A 21,975-nucleotide genomic window follows, 5' to 3' on the forward strand; every position below is an offset into this window, starting at 1 on the left:
AAATATATAAATTTATTTTTATTTAACACAATTTTTATTGAAAATCATGTGGTTTACTTGATTTATTAACAATTTCGTATTGTTAATAAGATTTAAGTATAAGTAATAGTAAAAGGATTTTTTAGAGATTGTTATTTTTTAGATTCTCAACAATCTTTAGAGAGTTTTTGGTTAATTCAGTGATTTTATTGTAATCAAAATTTCCATTTTTATCTTTTACAATAAGTTTGGATCCCATTCCGACACAGTGAACGCCTGCATTAAACCAAGCTACTAAATTTTTTTCTTCGGGAGTAACTCCTCCACTTGGCATAATACTAGTCCAAGGACAAGGTGCTTTTATGCCTTTTACAAAATCAGCTCCGCCAATTTGGGCCGCAGGAAATATTTTTACTATTTCCGCACCTAATTCTTCTGCAAAATTTATTTCTGTAAGTGTTGCGCATCCTGGAAGCCAAGCAATTTTTCTACGATTACAAACTTTTGCTATATCTGGATTTAGAATAGGGGAAACAATAAAGTTTGCTCCTTTTTGTATAAATAGCGAAGCTGTGCCTGAATCAACAACGGATCCAATACCTAGAATCATACCTGGTAGCTCTTTTTCTATCCATTTGGATATTTCACTAAATATGTCCTGTGCATGATCACCTCTGTTGGTGAATTCAAATACTCTAGCACCTCCATCATATGTTGCCTTGATTACTTTCTTTACTATATCAATATCCTTATGATAGAATAGGGGAACAATTCCTGTGCTTCCCATTATTTGTGCGACTTCAATTCGTGTATATTGTGCCATGTTACCTTTTTATTCGTCCTGAGATGTTACCTTCAATAATTCCTAATACGTCGTCTTCAGTTACTAGATTAGCATCTCCTTCTATAGTATGTTTTAAAGCGCAAGATGCATTTGCAAATTGTAACGCTTTTACATCATCATAATGCAATAGACCTTGAATTAATCCTGCAGCATAAGCATCACCAGTCCCAATTCGATCAACAACATGTGTTATCTCTAATTCATTGGTTTCAGAAAACTCTTTACCATTCCACATTCTAGCTTTTATCTTATGCCAACTTGCATTGAGAGAAACTCTTGTTTTATCAAAGACTCCTTTGATATTACTATATTTCTCCATTAAAAGTTTACTTGCTTTGATGAAATCATCATTATCAAAAGAAAAATTAGTGTCTAATAGCTCATTAATTTCATTTGGTCCCCCAATAAAAACATTGGACAATGCTACTAATTCATTAAGTACATCTTTTGCCTCATGACTATAATTCCATAAACCACTTCTATATGCTGGATCTGCAGATATTGTAATTCCTTTTTTATTAGCAATTTCTAGGCCTTGTTTTAAAGCTTTGAAGGCATTGAGAGATAGAGCAGGAGTAATACCTGTCCAGTGGAACCAATCACAATTTTCCAAAGCTTTTTCCCAATTAATTTTATTAGGATCTATTTTACAAAAGGCTGAGTTAGATCTGTTGTACGCTATTGTACTTGATCGCATGACTGCACCAACCTCCAGGAAGTATAACCCTAGAGGATGACGCGAGTCAATAATCAAACCAGTATCTACTCCCAGTTTCTGCAAGTAGCTCTTTGCTGCATCACCAACAAAATCGTTGGATACTGCTGTAATATGTTGTGTTTTGTTTCCGAATTGAGCTAGCGATATTGCTACGTTCGCCTCGGTTCCACCAAAGTAGTATTCTAATTGGTTAGATTGTTTTAATTTTTTGTTCCCTAAAGGAGCGATACGCATTAAAACTTCTCCAAAGGTTACTACTTTTTTCATTTTACGTTTTTCTTTATATTAAATACCTAATGCTTGTCCACCACCAATCTGGATAGTTTCAGCTGTTATGAAAGCAGCATCATCACTTGCTAAGAAAGAAACTACAGAAGCAACATCTTCCGGTTGTCCTAATCTTCCTAGCATAATGTTATTTTTCCATGATGCGAAAACTTCAGGTTTTGTAGATTTAATTTGTGCATGAAATGGAGTGTCAATAGTACCGGGGGATACTGCATTTACTCTGATTCCATATTCCGCTAGATCTTTGGCTAAAGCTCTAGTAATTGCATTAACCGCAGCTTTAGATGTTCCATAAATTCCTGCTCCAGGACCTCCTGCAGTCCATCCTGCATTAGATGTATAGTTAATGATTGAGGAATTTTCTCCTTTTTTCAAAAATGGGATAGCTGCTCTAGATGCAAAAAATGTAGAGTCAAGGTTTAAGGCCATTACAGATCTATAAAACTCTGTTGTCATTCCTTCAAACCTAGATCTTCCTCCTAATCCACCAGCATTATTTACCAGTAGATCTATTTTACCATATTTTTCTCCAATAGCTTCTATATTAGAAGTAACCGCTTCCTCGTTTGTAACGTCGAATCCGTAGTATTCAGCAGTTATTCCTTGAGCTGTAAGTTCTTTTATTCTTTCAGCTCCTTTATCGTCCTCTATACCATTTAAAACTACAGTATATCCATCGTTACCTAATCTTTTCGCAACTTCAAAACCGATTCCACCGGTTGCACCAGTTACAATGGCAACTTTTCCTTTTAAACTCATTTTTTCTTTTTATTAATTATAAATTATTGATAGTTGATTAATTTTATTTTACACCAATCTTTAATAGTGCGTTACTTTCGTACAGGTCCAATTTTTTTGATGAACAAGAAAATAGATAAGACCCCAAGTACTACAGAAACACATATTGCTACAAATGCTGGCGTATATGAACTAGTGGTGATCTGACCAACAAACCAGTTCATAATCATTGGTGACACTGCAGCTACAGTTCCTGCTAATCCAGCTAGTGTCCCTACAGAAGGTCCTCTAAATAAATCACTAGAAATCGTTTGTATGTTTCCAATAGCAAATTGAAATCCAAATAATGCCAATCCAGCTAGATATATAAACATCATAAAGTTCTCTTCTGTAACGAAGTTAATAATGGACACAAATGCTATTAAAATTAGAATACCTCCTAATGCAATCGTAATTTTTCTTGATACATCTACAGAAAAGTTTTTCATTAAAGCTTTGGTAAACATTCCACCTATTATACTACCTGCTGCTGCCATCAAATAAGAAATCCAAATGCTCTTGGTTTCTTCAATATCAGATCCGAATTTTGCTCCTAGATAAATAGGCATCCATCCCACAAAAAACCACCATATTGGCTCTATAAAAAATCTACAGAATAGAACGCCCCAAGATTCTTTATGACTCAATATTTGGCCAATACTTAACCCTTTTTCTTTTACTTCATTTTCTATTTCTACTTTTTCTATGCGATCCTTTATAATAAGTGCTCTTTCTTCATCTGTGATCCAAGGATGTTTTTCTGGTTTAGCCTTGTTGATAAACAACCAAGGGATTACCCATAGTATTCCAACAAAACCTAAAATAATATAGGTAGTTTTCCAACCATATTGTGTGTATAAGAATATAATAATGAATGGAGCAATTACATTTCCTATAGATGCGCCAGCATTAAAAATACCTTGAGCAATAGCGCGTTCTTTTATAGGGAACCACTCTCCATTACTTTTTACGGCGCCTGGCCAATTCCCAGCTTCTCCTAAACCTAGTAATACTCTAAATATAGAGAGACTAACAAGTCCTCTTGCAAATGCATGAAAAACAGAAGCTATGGACCAAACAATAATAGAAACTGTAAATCCTAAACGTGTACCTATTTCATCATACAATTTTCCAGAAGCAAATTTACCGATCGCATATGCAGCTAGAAAGAAGTTAAGCATTAGAGCGTAATCGGAATTATCCATCCCTAAGTCTTTACCCATTTCAGGCCATAAAAGTGCAAATGCAGTTCTATCGATATAATTAATAACCGTTGCAAGGAAAATTAATACAATGATCCACCAACGTAATCCTTTTAGTTTAGTCATCTTCTAATTATTTCTTTTCGTGTGAAATTTCTAAAAAGTCTTCACGGATTGGGCTAAACACATCAATAAGAACTCCTGCTTCTAGACATACTGCTCCATGAGGAACATTTGGAGGAATAAAGAATCCATCGCCAGCATTTAGTACTTTTTTGTCATCTCCAATAGTAACTTCAAAACTTCCAGATTCAACATACGTAGTCTGAGAATGAAAATGGTCATGGATATATCCAATTGCCCCTTTTTCAAAATTTACTTTAACCATCATGATATTTACATCATAACCGATCATCTGACGTGTAATACCTTCTGCTGCTTGTTCCCACGGTTTATCTTTGGTTACAAAGAATACATCACTCTTTATTTTTGAGTAGCTCATTGTTTTAGTTGGTTTTTAAATTATAATTTCCAGTCCATTGATATATTTGATTATCAATAGTCGTTTTATGTTGTTTATGTGGATCGTGTTCTTGATTGACGATTGTCAACGTATAGTGCTCGTCATTTTTGAATACTATTTGTACAATTGTATATTCATCATCAGAATAGATCAATTCAATATTCTTAATATCGGAATGAGGGTTCTGCACAGATTCTAGTTTGGGGTCAAAGTTTCCATGCGGCTCTATAACATTTACAAAAACGTGATTCTTTTTATTCTTTTCTCTTAACATATAAGATGCATCATCCCTAAGGTTAAAATTAGGGTCATTAGCGCCTAGTTTAGAAAAAACCATGTTACTTTCCTTATCTATAAGACTAGAGATGGAGTAGAAGCTATTTTGGTTTAACCAAGTTAAAGTGGCAAAATTTTGATTACTCTTACCTTCTGCAAGTTTCCATAAATGTTGGTATCCATTTTTCACTCCAAGCGGAGATAATGTATTTTCTTTTAGATACTCAAAATTAGTTTCCATTACTTGTCCTTGATACATGAAATTTAGATCATATTGATGTGTTTCTTTAGCCGTAATAGCATATACATCAATAATAAAAGGAGGTCTTTCTGTTGCTTCGTTTTTAACTAAAGCCAGCGTCCTTTGCATTATAATTCCTTGGTATGCATTTTCTTCTTTCGCACTAACAATTTGTAGGTTAGAATCTTTTAGGTTTGAAAAAAGTAATTGCGGACTTACTTTACTTGAAGCTTTTACATTAGCACCGAACTGAGATGTTTCATCTACCGTTACCGTATTATGTGCTATAGTTTGTTTTGCCCACGTTTTATTCTCCGGTAAATATCTTCCTCCTTGTTTCGATTCTACATTTAGAAATCTTGCCGCACCATAATCTTGTAAAATTTCTTGTTTTCCATCATATAGGAATAAAGAAAGTCTATCAAAATGTCCATGCCCCATTCCTTGAGAAGCAAATTTAAAAACTGTAGTAAGCTTTTTATCTTTTTTCCCATTAGACATTCTTAGTAATGCTAATCCACCATCACTTCCATTTTTTCCATCTGTAATTAGTAATGGCTTTTTTTCATATGCTTTTGGTGTAAAGTTTTTTAATGCCTTAGCAACTTCAAGTCCGGCACCTGAGATACTAACTTTTTCGTGTGCTAAAGTAATAGGCAGTAGCGAACTATCTTTATAATAGGCGTATGCAATATTGCTGGCAAATATCAATTCACTGGTTAAATAGTTCTTTTCTTTTAAAGCATCGTTAAAAGGAAAAAAAGCTCCATTTTCATCAGTTAGTTGCAATACTGTGGTTACCGCTTTACCTAATAATTGATTGCGGTATTCGAAGATTTTTAGATCAGGTTGATTGATTTGGATAGCTTGAGCGAAAAGCATAAAAGGCATCATAGCATATCGCTGATAATAAGGACCTTCGGAATAGTACCCTTCTGGAGAAAAAAGCATTTCTATTTGTTTTAGAAAGCCAGTTTCCTTATCCTTATTACTTCCGTACAACGCACGGTCGACCATATCTTGATCTTTGAGAACATATCCTGTCATACCAACGCCCGCTACTGCCCAGGTTCCATGATTATGTATTTTATTAAAAGTTTTTTTAGAATCAACACTAATAAACTCTGCTACTTTCTTAAAAACATTCTCTTCTATTATTGTTTTGTTTTCTTGAGAGATAGCATCACTTACCAGATTATAAGCCTGTATTGAATTAACTAGCCAAACACTTTCATTTAATCCTTGCCAGAAAAGTTTTCCAGCTGGGTGGTTTTCTTTGCTTTTTGGATGTAATGGTAAACTAGGATACATTTTTGCATATTCTAATAACATATTTGTTACAAATTCTGAATATTTCGTGTCCTCAGTAATTATATATGCAATTCCTGCAGCATACATTTCTCCATAATTACGTTTATGTTTTTCGTGAGTATATCCACCACCAGGATCTTTTGGAGTTGGAACCTCAATACCATTTATTATCGCTTTATCTGCTTTTTCTTTGTGTTGATCAAATGAGAGTTTTAAAACATCATTTGTACTTAATAATTTTTTTATTTCATTGGCTTCAGAAGTAGACAATGAAAGCGTGGGTTTTTGATTTTTAATTTCTGTTTTGGCCTCCGTATGTTCCTTTTTATTGCAGCTAAAACTTAGAACACTAAGGATTAGGGTTAGGCAAAGAATGCCTAACCTTAATCGAATAGTATATAAAGGTGATTGGATCATTTATAATGTTATGAAAGTTTGTTATTCGTTATTATTTTTTAACCTTGATCTTTCCAGTTAGTTTCATCGGTAATAGAGGCGGCAGAATAATCTACTGCTCCAAACTCTGTCAGTACTCTATCGGTTACAATTATCCAATCATAATCCGCTGACCTAGGAATATTGTCCGAAGAACTACCAGCGGTAAGACGTAGATGGAATCTAGAAAAATCGGCTGCACTATCCATAAAACCATTAAGTCTTACAGCAACTAATACCCATTCTCCTCCTGTATCTAAAAGAGGCCCATTAGATTCTCTACGTTGAGCACTTGCAGTTCCTAAATAAATTTTTGTTCTACAGTTTGCTCCGTTTATTCTCATCCAGAAATGTAATACAGGATTCCCTCCAAATCGTCCAGCTGGATCTAGTAAAGCAGCTGATTCTTCGCCCATTTCTTCTGTTCCAAAATCATCACTAAAATCATAACCGTAAATAGAAGCTAAAGTACTAGTTGTAGCTTTAGGGTAATCTAAGTGTAAATATCTATTTCCAAAAGATTCAGTCATTCCTGTAAATCTTGGTTGTTCTGATTCTTCTTCTCCTAATGATAATACAACTTCGGTAGGATCACCATTTTTATTATCTCTTACAGTTTCTAGAGCTTTTGTGTCAAAGTCATAGTACTCATAATATGCCCCGTTAATATATGGTATGTTAAATGTTGTTTGACGCATCTCTGTATCTGTAATGATAACTTCCGAAATACCCGTTGTTACACCAGATGGAACCATAAAAGTTAAATCAGTTGGGGATGTAGTAATTGTTGCTTCAATACCATCAACAGTAACAGATGTTGTGAAGTTAATGTTGGCCCCAGTAATTGTTACCATATTATCTCTAGTCATTATTCTAGGTACATTATCTGGTTCTGGTGTTGGTATATTAACTAAAAAAGAAGAGCTTAACTCTTGTGCTATTTCTCCACTATTACTGTTGTAAGTTAAATTGATAGCAACGGGATCTAAAGTTCCAGGGTTTGGTACGGTTACAACAATTACGTCATTTTCTTGAAAAGATATAACACCAGCGACTCCTCCGAATGTAACGCTAGATACAACACCAAGATTAGCACCTTCTATAATTAGCAAATCATTTGCTGTAGCTTCACCAGGGATTGTACTTGTTACAGATGGTACGGGATATGATACGCTTAAGCTTTCTGTTGATGTTGCTGTGAACTCTAAGTTTTCTGCACCTTGTCGACTTAAGTCATTAATAAGTACAATTGGTCCTGAAATAACGGCAGGGTCAATCTTTAGTAAAATTTGAGTATCACTAATCTTACTTTTAATTTCTGTAGGTATCCCACCTATGGTTGCTCTATCTACAAATTGAAGAAACTCTCCTTCAACAAGAACTTCTTCAAGTATTTCTGCACTAGATGGAGAAAAACTAGAGATTATTGGAGTTGCAGATTCTATTTCCTCTACAGTTTGATCCACTTCGATATCCGCATCGCAAGACGAGGATATTACAAATATCAACATTAAACAGAAAACCAATAGACCTGCTAAGATTCTCTTAAAAGATGCTTCGTAATTTTTCATAATTCTATTGTGTTAATTTTATTTTTTAGTATCCCATTTCAATCCAATATGTTGTTGCTTGCGCAGCGGCGATTTTTCACTTGGAATGAATTTTTCTTTATCTTCCCATTTAGGGTTTTTATACATCACATCTTTTACAGATGCTCCTTTTGTTGCTTTCACAGTACCGCAATCAAAAACGACACAGTTACTCATCGTATTTTTATTTCCTTTTAGATTAACAGGGTTAACTACTTTATAACTTTTTTCGAATACTGAGTTTTTGATATTTACAGTTACGATTCCTTTTGTTCTAAGTATAGTCCCTTTTTCTATATTACCAACATTACTAAATACAGAGTTTTGCACGGAAAGATTCCCTCCTAAGGTAGATTCGTCAGTTCCACCTCGGTAATAATTTAAAGCCCACTGTTCAATATCTTTAAAAATTGTATTATCGATATGTACCACCTGAGCACTGTATTTTCCGAAAGTTTCTTTTTCCTCTGAAAGATTTATTCCTCGGTATGCGTTTTCAATTCTCGAATTAGCTATACTTAGTGTATCAGCAAAAGTTCCTTTGTATCCTTTATAAACACTACCACCATTTTTGTTTTTAAAACCGTGGATATGACAATTATTAATGAATACTGAATAGGATTCTGCAATATTTTTATCAGGAGAAACTACTGCATATTTTATAGGTTCTTTTGAGTTTGCGGAGATTTCTAGATTATTTAATCGTAAAGTACTACCGCCATCTACTCTAAAGAAATATGTTGGTTTTTTTTCGATCCCTTCTTTTATTTTTAATACAGGTTTTTTGTCTTTAGTTAGACCTTCAATAGTAATACTTGTTGTAATTTTTATTCCTTTTTCTAAAATGTATTCTCCAGATTTTAGTTTAAGAATACTTCTAGCGGAAGCTTTTTTCAATGCTTTGCGTAAAGTACCTATACCAGGTGCTACTTCAATAATTTCTGAATTAACTACAGTTTTCTGAGGTTCTACTTTAGAGTCCCAAGAAGTTCCGCTTTTAAGAACTAATGCTTTTGGGAATTTTTTATTTCCAAGATTATAAGCTCCGGCAATAAACGTAGTTCTTTTTGCTCCAGTAATATCTAGTTTAGGGGATTTGATCTCCAATTTTGAGTTTTTAATTAACTCTTCATTCGTTTCAGTTGGGATGTAAAGAATATCCTCAAATGTATCCCAGTTTACTTTCATTTTTGTGAAACCTTCTTGATCAAAGTTTTTTTGGGTATCAAGAATGTTTCCATAGAAATTAAATCCGTCTATTTTATCATGTATAGTTGCAATGTCACCATTCTTATCGTTGTATATGAGATTGTTAGAAAAGATAGTATTTATTGGAACTAATGATCTTTCATCATCGCTACCAGCACAAAGTTGAATTGGAGAACAATTTATAATCGTATTGTTTTGAATTTTTACGTTATTAACCTGATGGTATCTATTCGCGGGACTATTTGGGACACCGTTCATTACTACGATTGGACCTCTAAAACCGTCACCAGTAAGGTTCATCATCAAATTATTTCTAACAACATGACCAGCATTTATAACTCTTATTCCACCAGTATGCGGTTTTTGATTTCCTATAAATACATTACTCTCTATCAGACACCTGTTTCCATGCCTTAATGTTAGGATACCTTCACTTTCTAGAAATAGATTGTTGCGATATACATTATCACAAGATTTATTAGAGATAATTTCTAATTCTCCATTACATTTTTCGAAAACATTATCCTCTACAATTGTTCGAGAGGATAATAAGGAATTCTTACTAGTTCCTATTCTAATAGTTTCTCCACCATTAAAACCTAAAGAAGGTCTTTCTCCAAAATAATTATGATCAATTCTATGGTTGTTATCTATATGTTCTTTTCCCTTTAACCAAACGACTAATGTAGTACCAGAGTTAGTTTTTCCAGTAAAATAATTGTGATCTATTCTGTTGTTTTTACCCCAAACACTTACCCATTTGTAATCAGTTGCTTTAGTGCTTGGATTATAATAGGTAATCGCGCAATCAGTAAGTCTAGAATGACTTGCAAACTCTTTAGAATTTACCCTGAATGAAATCACCGATTTACCAGAAGTATACCCATTCTTAAACCACAAGCCTTTGATTAATAGATGAGTTCCAGCTATTTTTAGGCTAGAATCTCCGGTAATGATTACTTTACCGGATTCTTCTGCTTCAATGACAATAGGGTTTTCTGATGTTCCTGCACCTTTAGCAACAAGTTTAACATCTTTCCACTCTCCATTTTTTAATATTATACGATCTCCTGCTTTTGCAGATTTTATAGCGCTATTGAATTCATCAATAGTTGCTACTCTAATCTCATTAGCAAAACAAGTGCATCCTATAAGAAATAGTTGAATGGATACTATTGTAGTAATGATATGTTGTTTATTTATAATCATTAATAACCTATGTTTTGAGCTAAATTAGGGTTCAGGTCAATTTCTCTTTGAGGTATAGGTAACAGTAACTGAAAATCCGAAATAGGACTTGCATCAAGATCAGGGTTATCTGGATTATTGTATGCAAATTCAGTTGTAAAATGCTCGTTTATAACAGTTAATGCTCTATTAGTTCTAAGTAAATCAAAGAATCTGTGATTTTCGAAAGCAAATTCAAGGCGTCTTTCACTTTCTAGGGCTAGTTTAAAAGCAAAACTAGAACTTACATCAGCCTCAACTAACGCAGTTAACCCAGCACGAGCTCTTACTTTGTTCATTTCTACTAAAGCTTCAGAAATTCCTCTGGCATCTACATAAGCTTCAGAAAGCATTAGAAGCACATCAGCAAATCTTGTAATAGGCCAATCTACATCTCCGTCATCTAGTGCGTTAAAATCCGAGTTGTACTTTGTTACATGTTTATTAAAGATTTCAGTTCCATTGGTAGCGATATAACTATCAGCCATAGATGAAGGTTTTCTTGCATCATCTGTTAAGTATAAATCAGATACGTCTTCAGTAGGAACATTAAGCCCATCTCCATTTCCAAAAACTACATTTCCATCACTCTGTAAAGGAGCAAAAAAGTTAGGGAAAGGAGAACCTAAACCAATAAGTCCTTGTTCATAACGAACCGAAAAAATAACTTCGTTGTTTAGTTCATTTCCTGGTTCGAAAAGATCATCATAACTTGTTAAAAGGTCATTAATTCCTCTATCTCTAACATATTCAAGTTGCGTAATAGCAGCTTCTAGATCTCTACTTGGATTTGTTAAATGAACCTTTCCTAATATAGTTCTAGCTGCAATTCCTGTTGCTCTTCCGAATTCAGAATCATCATATTCTTCAGGTAAAAGAGCTATCGCATCTTCTAAGTCTTGTATAATAAATGGATATACTTCTGATTGAGGTCTACGCGATAGTTCAAAACCTTCTTCACCTATTAATACTCTATCAGCAATTACTACACTACCATATAATCGCGTTAAGTTAAAATGCATTAACGCCCTAAGAAATTTAGCTTCACCTTCGTATTGGTTTCTTAAGTCTTGATCTTCTGCTACATCAAGATTCGCTATAATTCTATTTGCTAAGGCGATGGTTTTGTAGCAATTAGCATAGTATGCTTGGTTTAAGGAGTTATTCGTGTCAACAGTAAGACGATCCAATGTAAAACGTGGAGCATCTGATTCTGGAGATCTATCAGGATTAGTAAATGTATTATCAGAACGAAGTTCTGTAATATTCCATTCTACTGTCATTACATCATATAAACTAGAATATGAAGCAATTACTCCTCTATTTAGTTCTTCTTGGTTTTGATAGAAGTTGTCATCCGTTCTAAAGGAAATTACATCTTCTTCAAGATCACAAGACACCATCAGTAATGTCAATGACAATGCATAAATATTGAAATTTATGAATCTATTTTGAAGTTTAAAAATATGTTTCATTATGTATATTTTTTAGTCTGTTTTTTCATTTGTCATAATTAGTTAGGTTAATTATGTATGAAATTGACTATCATTAATTGCTTTTTAGAAATTGATATCTAATCCAAGTGCTAATTGTCTTTGCACTGGTGTAACTCCCCTTTGATATCCTCTGATCAAAACATTATTTCTATCTGTAGTTCCTTCAGGATTATTACCTAAATAATCATCTGCAGCACTATACCATAAGTTTTGTCCAGATATGTAAATTCTCATTTTTTCTAATCCCATTTTATTTACTGAATGAGTAGGAATAGAGTACCCCAGTACTACTTCTCTTAATGATATATATGATGCATCTTGAACAGCATAATCTGTTTCTAACCATGGAACACCAATTCTAATTCCAGGTCTGCTAGCAGGGATATTTTCGTTAAACCATTGATCTTCGGCATATGTTGTTCCGTAACGAGCTACCTCATTATAAAAAGCTTCACCCCAAACAACTTCACCTCCTTGAGATCCTTGGAAAGAGAAATTTAGATCTAAATTTCCATAAGTGAATGTATTAGTGAATCCCCAAATAAAATCAGGAAAAGGATCACCAATTACAGTTCTGTCATCTTCATTAATGATTCCATCACCATTTACATCTACTCTTTTTAGTCCTCCAACGGCATCTGCAATGCCACTTGGACTATTAGCTAAGTCATCTGCGTTTTGAAAAATACCATCTGTGCGATATCCATAAAATTGAATATATGGTTCTCCAACACGGGTAATATACTGATCGGTTCGCTCTCCGTTATTAATTATCCTCTCTGAACCACCGAAGGAAATAAGTTTATTCTCGTTAAAAGATATATTAGCACTTCCTTGCCATTTTAATTTTCCTTTTCCTAGGTTAGTAGATAAATCAAATTCCCAACCAGAGTTTTGAACTTTTCCAATATTATTCCATTGTTCGTCAAAACCGGTAGAATTAGAAATTTGTTGTCTTAAAAGAAGTTTTTCTGATAATTTATAGTAATAATCTACGGTAAGATTTACCGCTCCATTGAAAAGACCTAAATCTATACCATTATTAAACTCTGTATTAGTCTCCCAAGTAATATCTGGATTTCCTTGTAAAAAGTCTACTTCACCTTGTCCGGTTGTAACTCCACCAGTGTTTCCAAGACTATAATTTGCAAAATCTACTATTGTAGGTGCTAAGAAGTCGAATAGGGCAGGAGCGGATCCACTGATACCCCAACTAGATCTTAATTTTAAATTATTAATTGTGTTACCGATACTGTTTCTCCAGAAATTTTCATTGGCAACATTCCATCCAACTGATACAGAAGGGAAGAATCCATATTTATTGTTTTTACCAAACTTATTGAAACCATCAGCTCTTCCTGCTACAGAAATTAAATAACGATCTTTGTATGCGTAGTTTATTCTTCCTAAATATGATGATAATATAGTTTTATCCTTTAAAGTAAACGTATTATTAAGATCTATAATTGTCCCTCCGTTAAGCGTAGTTATGGTTTCATCATCGAAATTAGTTATTCTAAGATTGCTAAAACGTTCAGTCGTATTTTCATAGGTAATACCTAATAATATACCTAAGTCATGACCATTAAAATCTCTATTATAATTTAATGTGTTTTCGTTGATATATTTAACAGTAAGTTGATCTGCTAAAATCCCTTCAGTTTCTCCATCTCTATCACCTGCTGATCCAAAATATTCTTCTCCAGTACGATATCTTACATATCCACCTAATGAAGATCTTAAAGTAAGTCCTTGTGCTATTTTCCATTTAACAGACCCATTAGCTAGTAATCTATACTCGAAACGATTTCTTCTACTTGCTTCTTGTCTAGAGATAGGATTAAAGTTTGATGAAGTCCATAGACTTTCTATATTCCCCGTGTTTTCTGTTAGACCTGTAGTCGGATTAACGTAGTCAAAATTTAGATTTCTAAAATGTAATGCGTGAGCAAAACTTCCTACCGGTTGTCCTGTTAAATCAGATGTATATTGATTATGTCTAACTGGGATCCATGTTTCATATCTTCCTGTGTCAGTGAAATTGATAGAAGATCTTCTTGTAAGTGTATAAGAGGGGTTTATTTTTAAATCAAAACTCAAATTATCCGATAGTTTCGATTTAAGTCTTGCAGATAAATTTAATCTTTCTAAATCATTATCTTTTCTAAGTCCTTCATTATAAATATAATTTGCAGATATTAAATAGTTTGTTCTACTACTACCTCCATATACGTTTAATTGATAATTTTCAATTCTAGCTGGATTTCTTAATGCTTCATCTTGCCAGTTAGTAGGGCCGCCAATGTTTTGAGCAATGGTTCTTTTTCCTATTTGAACGTTGTCATAGTTTACAAAATTCGGTTCCCTATTTTCTTGTTGCGCATTAAAATTTTCTACTAATTGATCTCTACTTCTGTCTAAGTCAGAGAATTCAATTGCATCTAGAATATCAATTCTTCTTGCAGCTTGTTTGAAACCTGAAAGAGACTTAAATTCGAAGGATGTCTTTTCAGCCTTTCCTTCTTTAGTTGTTATTAAAATAACACCATTTGCTCCTCTAGATCCATAGATTGCAGTAGAACTAGCATCTTTAAGTACTTCTATAGATTCTATCGTACTTGGATTAATAAATTGAAGACCATCATCGAACGGGAATCCATCAACAACAACAAGAGGAGCAGAACTAAGACTTATAGATCCAATACCTCTTACTATTATTTCTGGTTCATCACCTACATTACCAGTGGTGTTTCTAATCTGAACACCGGCAATTTTTCCTTTTATACTATTAGAAACATCGGAGTATGGTAATTCATCCAGATTTGTGTTTTCTAATTTGGATACGGATGCTGTTAAACTAGATTTTTTTTGAACTCCATATCCTATAACAACAACTTGTTCCAGTTCTGAAGCTTCTTCTTCTAGGGCAATGTCAAGTCTTGTTTGATTATCGATTGCCACCGTTATGGTTTTCTTTCCAGTAAATGAGAATGAAACTACATCCCCTTTTTTTACTTTAAGTTGATAAAGTCCGTCAAAGTCTGTAGTAGTCCCCGTGTTGGATTTCAATATCAATACATTAACTCCAGGTATCGGAATCCCATCTTCCCGAGAAGTTACCGTTCCTTCCAATGTAATGCTATCTTGCGCAAGCAGGGTACAATGAGATAGAACAATCAGGAAGACTGTTATAATCTTTTTGAAATACATAAGTAATTATTTTTGTTTTTTAATGCTTTAGTTTAAATCACCAATTGATTTGTTTTCGATTTTAAAAGCAAAACCTAATTTTTGTAACTACTTATTTACAAACAAGTCATTAAAAAAAGATAAACGGAATGACGTTTGCCTATTTTTAGTATCTTTGTTTTTATCTATCTATAAGTAATTATAGTCATGATTTTACTTTTTAAACTAAGTAAAGTTTCGAAAATAAAGGGATTAGTGTGGTAGCTGTCCCTTTTTTTTGTTTTTAGTTTGTGTTACATATTTGATTTGTGTTAGAATTAATTCTTTTATTTTTTAAATATTCTTAATCATAACAGAATTTATATAAATCGTTAAAGTGCTCTTCTAATTTTGCTACTGCTCTATCTGGGTCTCTATCTATGATAGCATCAATAATAGCCTGGTGCTCCTTAATTAATAAGTGATTTTCATCTTTGTCACAAACTTTATTTGCTACAAAATGAGTAATTATTTCTGGCGTAATTACTAACATTAATGAGTTGATAACACTATTACCACTTGCTTCGGATAATTTAAGGTGAAACATTAAATCCTCTTCTACAGCATTTAAACCATTGATGGCTTTTTCACTATAAGCTTCGTGTGCGGCTTGTATTTGGCGCAAATGCTCATCTGATCTCCTGGTAGCAGCTAACCTTACTGCATTTGTTTCTAATATTAATCTGGTTTCTACCAAAGATTTAAAATCAGGTTCTTGTAATTGTAAAATATCAGTCATCATTCCATTAAGTGCAGTAACCCCAATATTTGATACTCTTGTTCCACTTTGAGGATATTTTTTAACCAACCCATAGAATTCTAATCGCTGAATTGCCTGGCGTAATTGATTTCGACTTACACCTAACTTTTCGGCAAGAACTCTTTCTGCAGGAAGCTTATCGCCCGGTTCAAGTTGCTTAGAAACAATTAATTCCCTAATTTTAGAAATAATTATATCTTCGGAACCTTTCTTGGGGTTGGATACAACCTCCGTTTCCTTCTCTATTTTTAATCGCATATACTGGGTTTGATTTAACTGGTTGACCAATCTGGTTAACCAAAAGTATTGTTTTTTTTTATTATCACAAAATTTATATGTTAAAAATCTTATGAAAGTTTAAAAAAAGCATTGTTTTTTAAGTAAAAACACATTCTATATGGTTTTCGTTTTGTGAAATCGGTATTTTACCTTTATACATATAATAGCTTATTGCGGTGCTTAATGAAATCCATTTTTTTTAAATAACCCCCGATTTTATTAAACTTAATCAAATTGTTTATTTGTTTTTTTAATAATTCTTATTCTCTTCAGAATAAAGATAAATCCTTAATAATGAGTAAAATGTAATTTTATTGCAGTTTTATTGTGATTAAGAATAAATTATGATGTTCATTTTATGAAAATGATAATTCTTCTGTAATTTGTTTTTTTATTTTTAAGTAGAGCTTATTTTTATGTAATATTGTACCATCTAGTTAACGAAAGGGGCTACGGCCGACGATTTAGAGTTACTATTATTATGAAAACGGCAAAATTTATTATTACAGAAGTTAAAGTTCAATTCTTGAACCAATTGGTAAATACGTTTACACCTGTTCGCCGCTTTCGTCGCCCCTTGGGGGTTTAAAATTCTTTTGAAGTAGGTGCGCCCTACTTCCCTTAAAATATTCCTTTTGCATATTAGCAGTATAATTGTTAAATAACTCTTCTTTTAAGAATTGATGTGTTGTTAATTTGACTCCTAATTTCTTTCGGAATATATACCATTCAAAACTTTAAGTATTCGACTTTTCGATGTTTCGAATTCATCCGTTTAGTGTATTCGAGATTCATCTAAAAGCTATTCATACATATATACATCTGTCTTTTATATGAGGCTGATAGAAACTAACGGATGAAACAAATAGAAATAATCATAGCAACTGATAATCATTTAGATTATGCCCAGGAAATTTGTGAAGTAATATCTGATTCTGCTAAGGTGAGAGGTACTGGTATCGCAAAGCGAACACCTGATTATATCAAGGGTAAAATGGTAAATGGAAATGCTATTATAGCTTTGTGTAAAGGAATGTTCGCAGGATTCTGTTATATAGAAGTTTGGGGACATGAAAAGTACGTTGCCCATTCCGGTTTGATTGTACATCCAGATTATAGAAATCAAGGATTAGCTAAAAGAATTAAGGAGTTCACTTTTAATTATTCGTTAAAAAAATATCCTCATTCTAAAGTTTTTGGAATTACAACAGGTCTAGCTGTTATGAAGATAAACTCAGATTTAGGATATAAACCAGTCACATTTTCAGAATTAACCAATGATCCTAAGTTTTGGGCTGGATGTAAAACCTGCACAAACTATGATATTCTAAAATCTAAAGAACATAAAATGTGTTTGTGTACGGGTATGTTGTATGACCCTTCTATCGAAGTGAAGAAAAAAGAAAAATGGTACGATAAAAAAGTATTAAAAAGATTAAAAAAAATAAAACAAACAATGCTAGCAAGCAATAAACAATTGTTGTTATGGAAAAAGTAGTAGTGGCATATAGTGGAGGTTTAGATACCTCATATTGCGTAAAATATTTAATTCACGAAAAAGGACTGGAAGTTCATACTATACTGGTAAATACTGGTGGGTTTTCTGAAGAAGAACTGATACAAACTGAAAAAAGAGCCTATGAGTTAGGAAGTAGTTCTCATATAAATAAAACCATACTAAATGAGTTCTACCAAAAGGCAATTAAGTATTTAATTTTTGGGAATGTATTAAAAAATAATACATATCCATTGTCTGTAAGTGCAGAAAGAATTTTTCAAGCTATCGAAGTTATTAATTATGCAAAAAAAGTTGGAGCAAAATATATAGCTCATGGAAGTACTGGAGCGGGTAATGATCAAATTAGATTTGATGTTATTTTTCAAACACTTGCTCCAGAAATAGAGATTATTACTCCAATTAGAGATCTAAAATTATCCAGACAAGAAGAAGTAGAGTTTCTTAAAAAACATGAAGTAGACTATAGCTGGGAAAAAGCACAATATTCTATTAATAAAGGTATTTGGGGTACTAGCGTTGGAGGTAAAGAGACACTTACATCTAATAATTCCTTACCAGAGGATGCGTATCCGAGTCAACTAAAAAAGAAAAAAGAAGAAACTATTATTTTAAATTTTGAGAAGGGAGAATTAGTTGGTTTAGATGGAATTAAAGATTCACCAGTTAAGAATATTCAGAAGTTAGAAGAACTAGCGAGTGCTTTTGCAATTGGCAGAGATATCCATGTAGGAGATACTATTATAGGAATAAAAGGACGAGTAGGGTTTGAAGCTGCTGCACCATTAGTAATAATTAAGGCGCATCATCTATTAGAGAAACATGTGCTAACTAAATGGCAACAATATTGGAAAGAACAATTAGCTAATTGGTATGGGATGTTATTGCATGAAGGTAACTATTTGGACCCTGTAATGAGAAATATAGAGGTGTTTCTTGATGACTCTCAGAAATCAGTGACTGGTGATGTGATTGTAAATTTAAAACCATATCATTTTACATTAGAAGGAATTGAATCAGAATTTGACATGATGAAATCAGATTTTGGTCAATATGGCGAGATGAATAATTCTTGGACCTCAGATGATGCTAAAGGTTTTATAAAAATCTATGGTAATGCAAATAAAATATATCATAACGTAAATTCTAGTGAGTCATGATAAAAGTTGGAATTATAGGAGGCTCAGGATATACAGCAGGAGAATTAATAAGATTGTTAGTTAATCATCCAGATGTAGTATTAGATTTTGTATTTAGTACAACTAATGCGGGCGTTTCAATTAGTAAGCAACATGTGGATTTGATAGGAGATATAAACCTTTCTTTTACCGATTCTATTAATCCTAATGTAGATGTTTTATTTCTGTGTCTTGGACACGGTAGATCAAGAGCATTTCTAGAAGCGAATACTTTTTCTAATGATACTAAGATTATAGACTTAGGCAATGATTTTAGATTAGAAAATGATCGAAATTTTCAAGGAAAAGATTTTGTATATGGTTTACCAGAATTACAAAAGAAAAAAATACAATCTGCTAAACATATAGCAAATCCAGGATGTTTTGCAACAGCCATCCAATTAGGGTTATTACCATTAGCATCTTCGAGTAAATTAATAGCTCCGATTCATATAAATGCTACTACAGGAAGTACAGGTGCTGGTGTAATGCCTGGGAGCACTACACATTTTAGTTGGAGAGATAATAATTTCTCTAGTTATAAAGTGTTTACACATCAGCATTTAGATGAAATAAATCAAAGTATAGAACAATTGCAAAATGACTTTGAGTCGCCAATGTTTTTTATACCGAATAGAGGGAATTTTAGTAAAGGAATTTATGCTACAATGTATACTAATTATGATGGATCTGAAGAAGAGGCTAAAGAACTATATACCTCTTTTTATAAAGATGCGAAATTTACCGTTGTATCAGATCAAGAAATTTATTTGAAGCAAGTAGTAAATACAAATAAATGTATTCTTCATGTTACTAAAAAAGATGGAATGTTATTAATTACTTCTGTGATTGATAATTTGATTAAAGGAGCTTCTGGGCAGGCAATTCATAATATGAATTTAATGTTTGGAATAGAAGAAAGAACAGGTTTAGAATTAAAAGCAAGTGCGTTTTAGAATGAATAAAATAACAATCATAGGAGGAGGCAATCTAGGTAAGTCTATAATATCTGGATTAGCAAATAGTGATTTATTTGAAGCGAAAAATATTACTGTAGTAGATAAATCAAAATATAATTTAAAAGAAGTAGAAGAAAAATTAGGAGTATCGACATCAAAGCATGTTATATCATCAATAAAGGATGTAAAATGGGTAATCTTATGTGTACAACCACGACAATTGGATACTGTTTTACTTGAGATTAAAGATGTACTAGATAATGATCAAATATTAATTTCAACAGTTACAGGTACTTCTATTGAAGAAATTAATGAAGTAGTTCCTAATAATAAGGTAGTTAGGGTAATGCCTAACACGGGAGCATCAAAAAAATTATCGATGACTTGTATTGCTGCTAATGAGAATGTTAAAGAAGAATTATTAGTTGTAGAAAAGATGTTCAATACTATTGGTGAGACCCTAGTAATTGAAGAAAGATTAATGCAAGCTGCTACTGTTCTCGGAGCTAGTGGAATTGCCTTTTTTTTAAGATTTCTTAGAGCAATGATACAAGGAGGAATCCAAATGGGATTTCATCCACACGAAGCACAAATTATTGCAGTGCAAACAGCTATTGGAGCAGCAACTCTGGTGGCAGAAAATGGTACCCATCCAGAACGAGAAATAGATAAAGTGACTACACCACAAGGCTGTACAATCGAGGGATTAAATGAAATGGAGCATCAGGGATTGAGCTCATCAGTGATAAAGGGAGTAATGGCTTCTTATGAAAAAATTAATACTATAAAATAAAGTGCTATGAAACTATTTGATGTATACCCACTTTATGATGTGGAGCCTGTTAGCGCACACGACAGTATTGTTATTGATAAAGATGGTATAGAATATTTAGATTTATATGGAGGTCATGCGGTAATTTCAGTAGGTCATGGACATCCACATTATATAAAAAGATTAAAAGAACAAATAGAAAAAATTGGGTTTTATTCGAATGCTGTTCACAATAGTTTGCAATCAGAATTGGCAAATAAACTAGGTGAACTATCCGGATACAAAGAGTATCAATTGTTTTTATGTAATTCTGGAGCTGAAGCAAATGAAAATGCGTTAAAATTGGCTTCTTTTTACACAAGGAAATCGAGAGTTGTTTCATTTTATAACGGCTTTCACGGAAGGACTTCTGCAGCAGTTGCTGCAACGGATAATGAAAAAATCAATGCTCCTTTAAATCAACAACAAAAAGTTACTTTTTTACCATTGAATAATTTAGAAAAGGTAAATACTGAGTTAAAAAAAGGAGATGTATGTGCAGTAATTATAGAGCCTATACAAGGAGTAGGAGGTTTAGATGAAGGAACTACTGAATTCTTTAAAGGATTAGAAGAGTTGTGTAAAGAAAACAATGTTGTACTGATTTTAGATGAAGTACAAGCTGGATTCGGAAGAACAGGGAAATTTTTTGGACATCAGCATCATGGAATTACTCCGGATATTATCTCAATTGCTAAAGGTATGGGAAATGGTTTTCCTATAGGTGGAATTATGATAGCACCTCATATAAAGCCTAGTTATGGAATGTTAGGGACAACTTTTGGTGGAAATCATCTTGCTTGTACCGCAGCATCCTCGGTTTTAGAAATATTGGAATTTGAAAACTTAATAGATAATGCTAGACTAACTGGTGATTATTTTGTTTCTCAAGCCCTTCATCTTCCAGGAGTAAAAAAAGTAAAAGGTAGAGGGTTAATGTTGGGTTTAGAATTTGATTTTGAAGTAGGAGACCTTAGGAAAAAACTAATCTATGATGAGCATATTTTCACAGGTGGTGCAATGAATAAAAAACTATTACGAATACTTCCACCATTAACAATCGGAAAATCTGAAATAGATCAATTTATTAAAGCATTACAAGATGTTTTAATACCAGAAAAGATATGAT

16 protein-coding genes are annotated in these 21,975 nt (G+C 33.0%); 5 read left to right on the forward strand and 11 right to left on the reverse strand.

The genetic code is table 11. The features are described from left to right. Positions 1 to 121 precede the first annotated feature (121 nt). From BMY33_RS12425 to BMY33_RS12475, 11 genes are all read right to left on the reverse strand, one after another. The gene (locus BMY33_RS12425; protein ID WP_091408903.1) at positions 122 to 802 is read right to left on the reverse strand and encodes a bifunctional 4-hydroxy-2-oxoglutarate aldolase/2-dehydro-3-deoxy-phosphogluconate aldolase; all 681 of its coding nucleotides are present in this window, start codon (positions 800 to 802) and stop codon (positions 122 to 124) included. Between the two features lies 1 nt (position 803). Next, complete coding sequence (locus tag BMY33_RS12430) at positions 804 to 1,808, reverse strand: sugar kinase (protein WP_091408905.1); 1,005 nt, start codon at positions 1,806 to 1,808, stop codon at positions 804 to 806. A gap of 18 nt (positions 1,809 to 1,826) precedes the next feature. Then, on the reverse strand, positions 1,827 to 2,588 hold the full coding sequence (locus BMY33_RS12435; RefSeq protein WP_091408907.1) for an SDR family NAD(P)-dependent oxidoreductase: 762 nt from the start codon (positions 2,586 to 2,588) through the stop codon (positions 1,827 to 1,829). Between the two features lie 71 nt (positions 2,589 to 2,659). Then, a complete protein-coding gene (locus BMY33_RS12440; RefSeq protein WP_091408910.1) occupies positions 2,660 to 3,934 on the reverse strand; it encodes an MFS transporter in 1,275 nt (424 codons plus the stop codon). 7 nt (positions 3,935 to 3,941) lie between these two features. Further along, positions 3,942 to 4,310: a cupin domain-containing protein gene (locus tag BMY33_RS12445; protein WP_091408911.1), complete on the reverse strand. Its 369-nt coding sequence runs from the start codon at positions 4,308 to 4,310 to the stop codon at positions 3,942 to 3,944. A 4-nt stretch (positions 4,311 to 4,314) separates the two neighbouring features. Beyond that, positions 4,315 to 6,576, reverse strand: coding sequence for an alginate lyase family protein (locus BMY33_RS12450; protein WP_091408914.1), 2,262 nt, complete (start codon positions 6,574 to 6,576; stop codon positions 4,315 to 4,317). 38 nt (positions 6,577 to 6,614) lie between these two features. Beyond that, a complete protein-coding gene (locus BMY33_RS12455) occupies positions 6,615 to 8,165 on the reverse strand; it encodes an IPT/TIG domain-containing protein (RefSeq protein WP_091408916.1) in 1,551 nt (516 codons plus the stop codon). A gap of 18 nt (positions 8,166 to 8,183) precedes the next feature. After that, positions 8,184 to 10,601 carry a chondroitinase-B domain-containing protein gene (locus tag BMY33_RS12460; protein WP_091408919.1) on the reverse strand — a complete coding sequence of 806 codons (2,418 nt, stop codon included), beginning with the start codon at positions 10,599 to 10,601 and terminating at the stop codon, positions 8,184 to 8,186. Beyond that, positions 10,601 to 12,094, reverse strand: a complete 1,494-nt coding sequence (locus BMY33_RS12465) for a RagB/SusD family nutrient uptake outer membrane protein (RefSeq protein ID WP_091408921.1) — start codon at positions 12,092 to 12,094, stop codon at positions 10,601 to 10,603. Before BMY33_RS12465 ends, BMY33_RS12460 begins: the two co-directional genes overlap by 1 nt. An 84-nt stretch (positions 12,095 to 12,178) precedes the next feature. Continuing rightward, on the reverse strand, positions 12,179 to 15,325 hold the full coding sequence (locus BMY33_RS12470; RefSeq protein ID WP_091408924.1) for a SusC/RagA family TonB-linked outer membrane protein: 3,147 nt from the start codon (positions 15,323 to 15,325) through the stop codon (positions 12,179 to 12,181). Between the two features lie 322 nt (positions 15,326 to 15,647). Further along, positions 15,648 to 16,361: a FadR/GntR family transcriptional regulator gene (locus tag BMY33_RS12475; protein WP_091408926.1), complete on the reverse strand. Its 714-nt coding sequence runs from the start codon at positions 16,359 to 16,361 to the stop codon at positions 15,648 to 15,650. An 877-nt stretch (positions 16,362 to 17,238) separates the two neighbouring features. Between BMY33_RS12475 and BMY33_RS12480 the strand changes: the two genes are divergently transcribed. The 5 genes from BMY33_RS12480 to BMY33_RS12500 are packed head-to-tail and all read left to right on the forward strand — an operon-like array spanning position 17,239 to position 21,974. Next, positions 17,239 to 17,880 (forward strand): GNAT family N-acetyltransferase, encoded by a 642-nt coding sequence (locus BMY33_RS12480; RefSeq protein WP_091408928.1) that lies wholly within the window; start codon positions 17,239 to 17,241, stop codon positions 17,878 to 17,880. After that, positions 17,868 to 19,058, forward strand: coding sequence for an argininosuccinate synthase (locus BMY33_RS12485; RefSeq protein ID WP_091408931.1), 1,191 nt, complete (start codon positions 17,868 to 17,870; stop codon positions 19,056 to 19,058). Before BMY33_RS12480 ends, BMY33_RS12485 begins: the two co-directional genes overlap by 13 nt. Then, complete coding sequence (gene argC, locus BMY33_RS12490; RefSeq protein ID WP_091408933.1) at positions 19,055 to 20,032, forward strand: N-acetyl-gamma-glutamyl-phosphate reductase; 978 nt, start codon at positions 19,055 to 19,057, stop codon at positions 20,030 to 20,032. The genes BMY33_RS12485 and argC overlap by 4 nt, the downstream gene beginning before the upstream one ends. A gap of 1 nt (position 20,033) precedes the next feature. Then, the gene (proC, locus tag BMY33_RS12495; protein WP_091408935.1) at positions 20,034 to 20,828 is read left to right on the forward strand and encodes a pyrroline-5-carboxylate reductase; all 795 of its coding nucleotides are present in this window, start codon (positions 20,034 to 20,036) and stop codon (positions 20,826 to 20,828) included. Positions 20,829 to 20,834: 6 nt separating this feature from the next. Continuing rightward, positions 20,835 to 21,974, forward strand: coding sequence for an aspartate aminotransferase family protein (locus BMY33_RS12500; RefSeq protein WP_091408938.1), 1,140 nt, complete (start codon positions 20,835 to 20,837; stop codon positions 21,972 to 21,974). The last annotated feature ends 1 nt before the right edge of the window (position 21,975 follow it).

The sequence above is a fragment of the Aquimarina amphilecti genome, assembly GCF_900109375.1.
GTDB classification, from domain to species: Bacteria; Bacteroidota; Bacteroidia; order Flavobacteriales; family Flavobacteriaceae; genus Aquimarina; species Aquimarina amphilecti.

Coding starts and splice junctions, on each gene's coding strand:
- BMY33_RS12425 (WP_091408903.1), bottom strand. CDS start 802: ATGGCACAATATACACGAATTGAAGTCGCACAAATAATGGGAAGCACA.
- BMY33_RS12430 (WP_091408905.1), bottom strand. CDS start 1,808: ATGAAAAAAGTAGTAACCTTTGGAGAAGTTTTAATGCGTATCGCTCCT.
- BMY33_RS12435 (WP_091408907.1), bottom strand. CDS start 2,588: ATGAGTTTAAAAGGAAAAGTTGCCATTGTAACTGGTGCAACCGGTGGA.
- BMY33_RS12440 (WP_091408910.1), bottom strand. CDS start 3,934: ATGACTAAACTAAAAGGATTACGTTGGTGGATCATTGTATTAATTTTC.
- BMY33_RS12445 (WP_091408911.1), bottom strand. CDS start 4,310: ATGAGCTACTCAAAAATAAAGAGTGATGTATTCTTTGTAACCAAAGAT.
- BMY33_RS12450 (WP_091408914.1), bottom strand. CDS start 6,576: ATGATCCAATCACCTTTATATACTATTCGATTAAGGTTAGGCATTCTT.
- BMY33_RS12455 (WP_091408916.1), bottom strand. CDS start 8,165: ATGAAAAATTACGAAGCATCTTTTAAGAGAATCTTAGCAGGTCTATTG.
- BMY33_RS12460 (WP_091408919.1), bottom strand. CDS start 10,601: ATGATTATAAATAAACAACATATCATTACTACAATAGTATCCATTCAA.
- BMY33_RS12465 (WP_091408921.1), bottom strand. CDS start 12,094: ATGAAACATATTTTTAAACTTCAAAATAGATTCATAAATTTCAATATT.
- BMY33_RS12470 (WP_091408924.1), bottom strand. CDS start 15,325: ATGTATTTCAAAAAGATTATAACAGTCTTCCTGATTGTTCTATCTCAT.
- BMY33_RS12475 (WP_091408926.1), bottom strand. CDS start 16,361: ATGCGATTAAAAATAGAGAAGGAAACGGAGGTTGTATCCAACCCCAAG.
- BMY33_RS12480 (WP_091408928.1), top strand. CDS start 17,239: ATGAAACAAATAGAAATAATCATAGCAACTGATAATCATTTAGATTAT.
- BMY33_RS12485 (WP_091408931.1), top strand. CDS start 17,868: ATGGAAAAAGTAGTAGTGGCATATAGTGGAGGTTTAGATACCTCATAT.
- argC (WP_091408933.1), top strand. CDS start 19,055: ATGATAAAAGTTGGAATTATAGGAGGCTCAGGATATACAGCAGGAGAA.
- proC (WP_091408935.1), top strand. CDS start 20,034: ATGAATAAAATAACAATCATAGGAGGAGGCAATCTAGGTAAGTCTATA.
- BMY33_RS12500 (WP_091408938.1), top strand. CDS start 20,835: ATGAAACTATTTGATGTATACCCACTTTATGATGTGGAGCCTGTTAGC.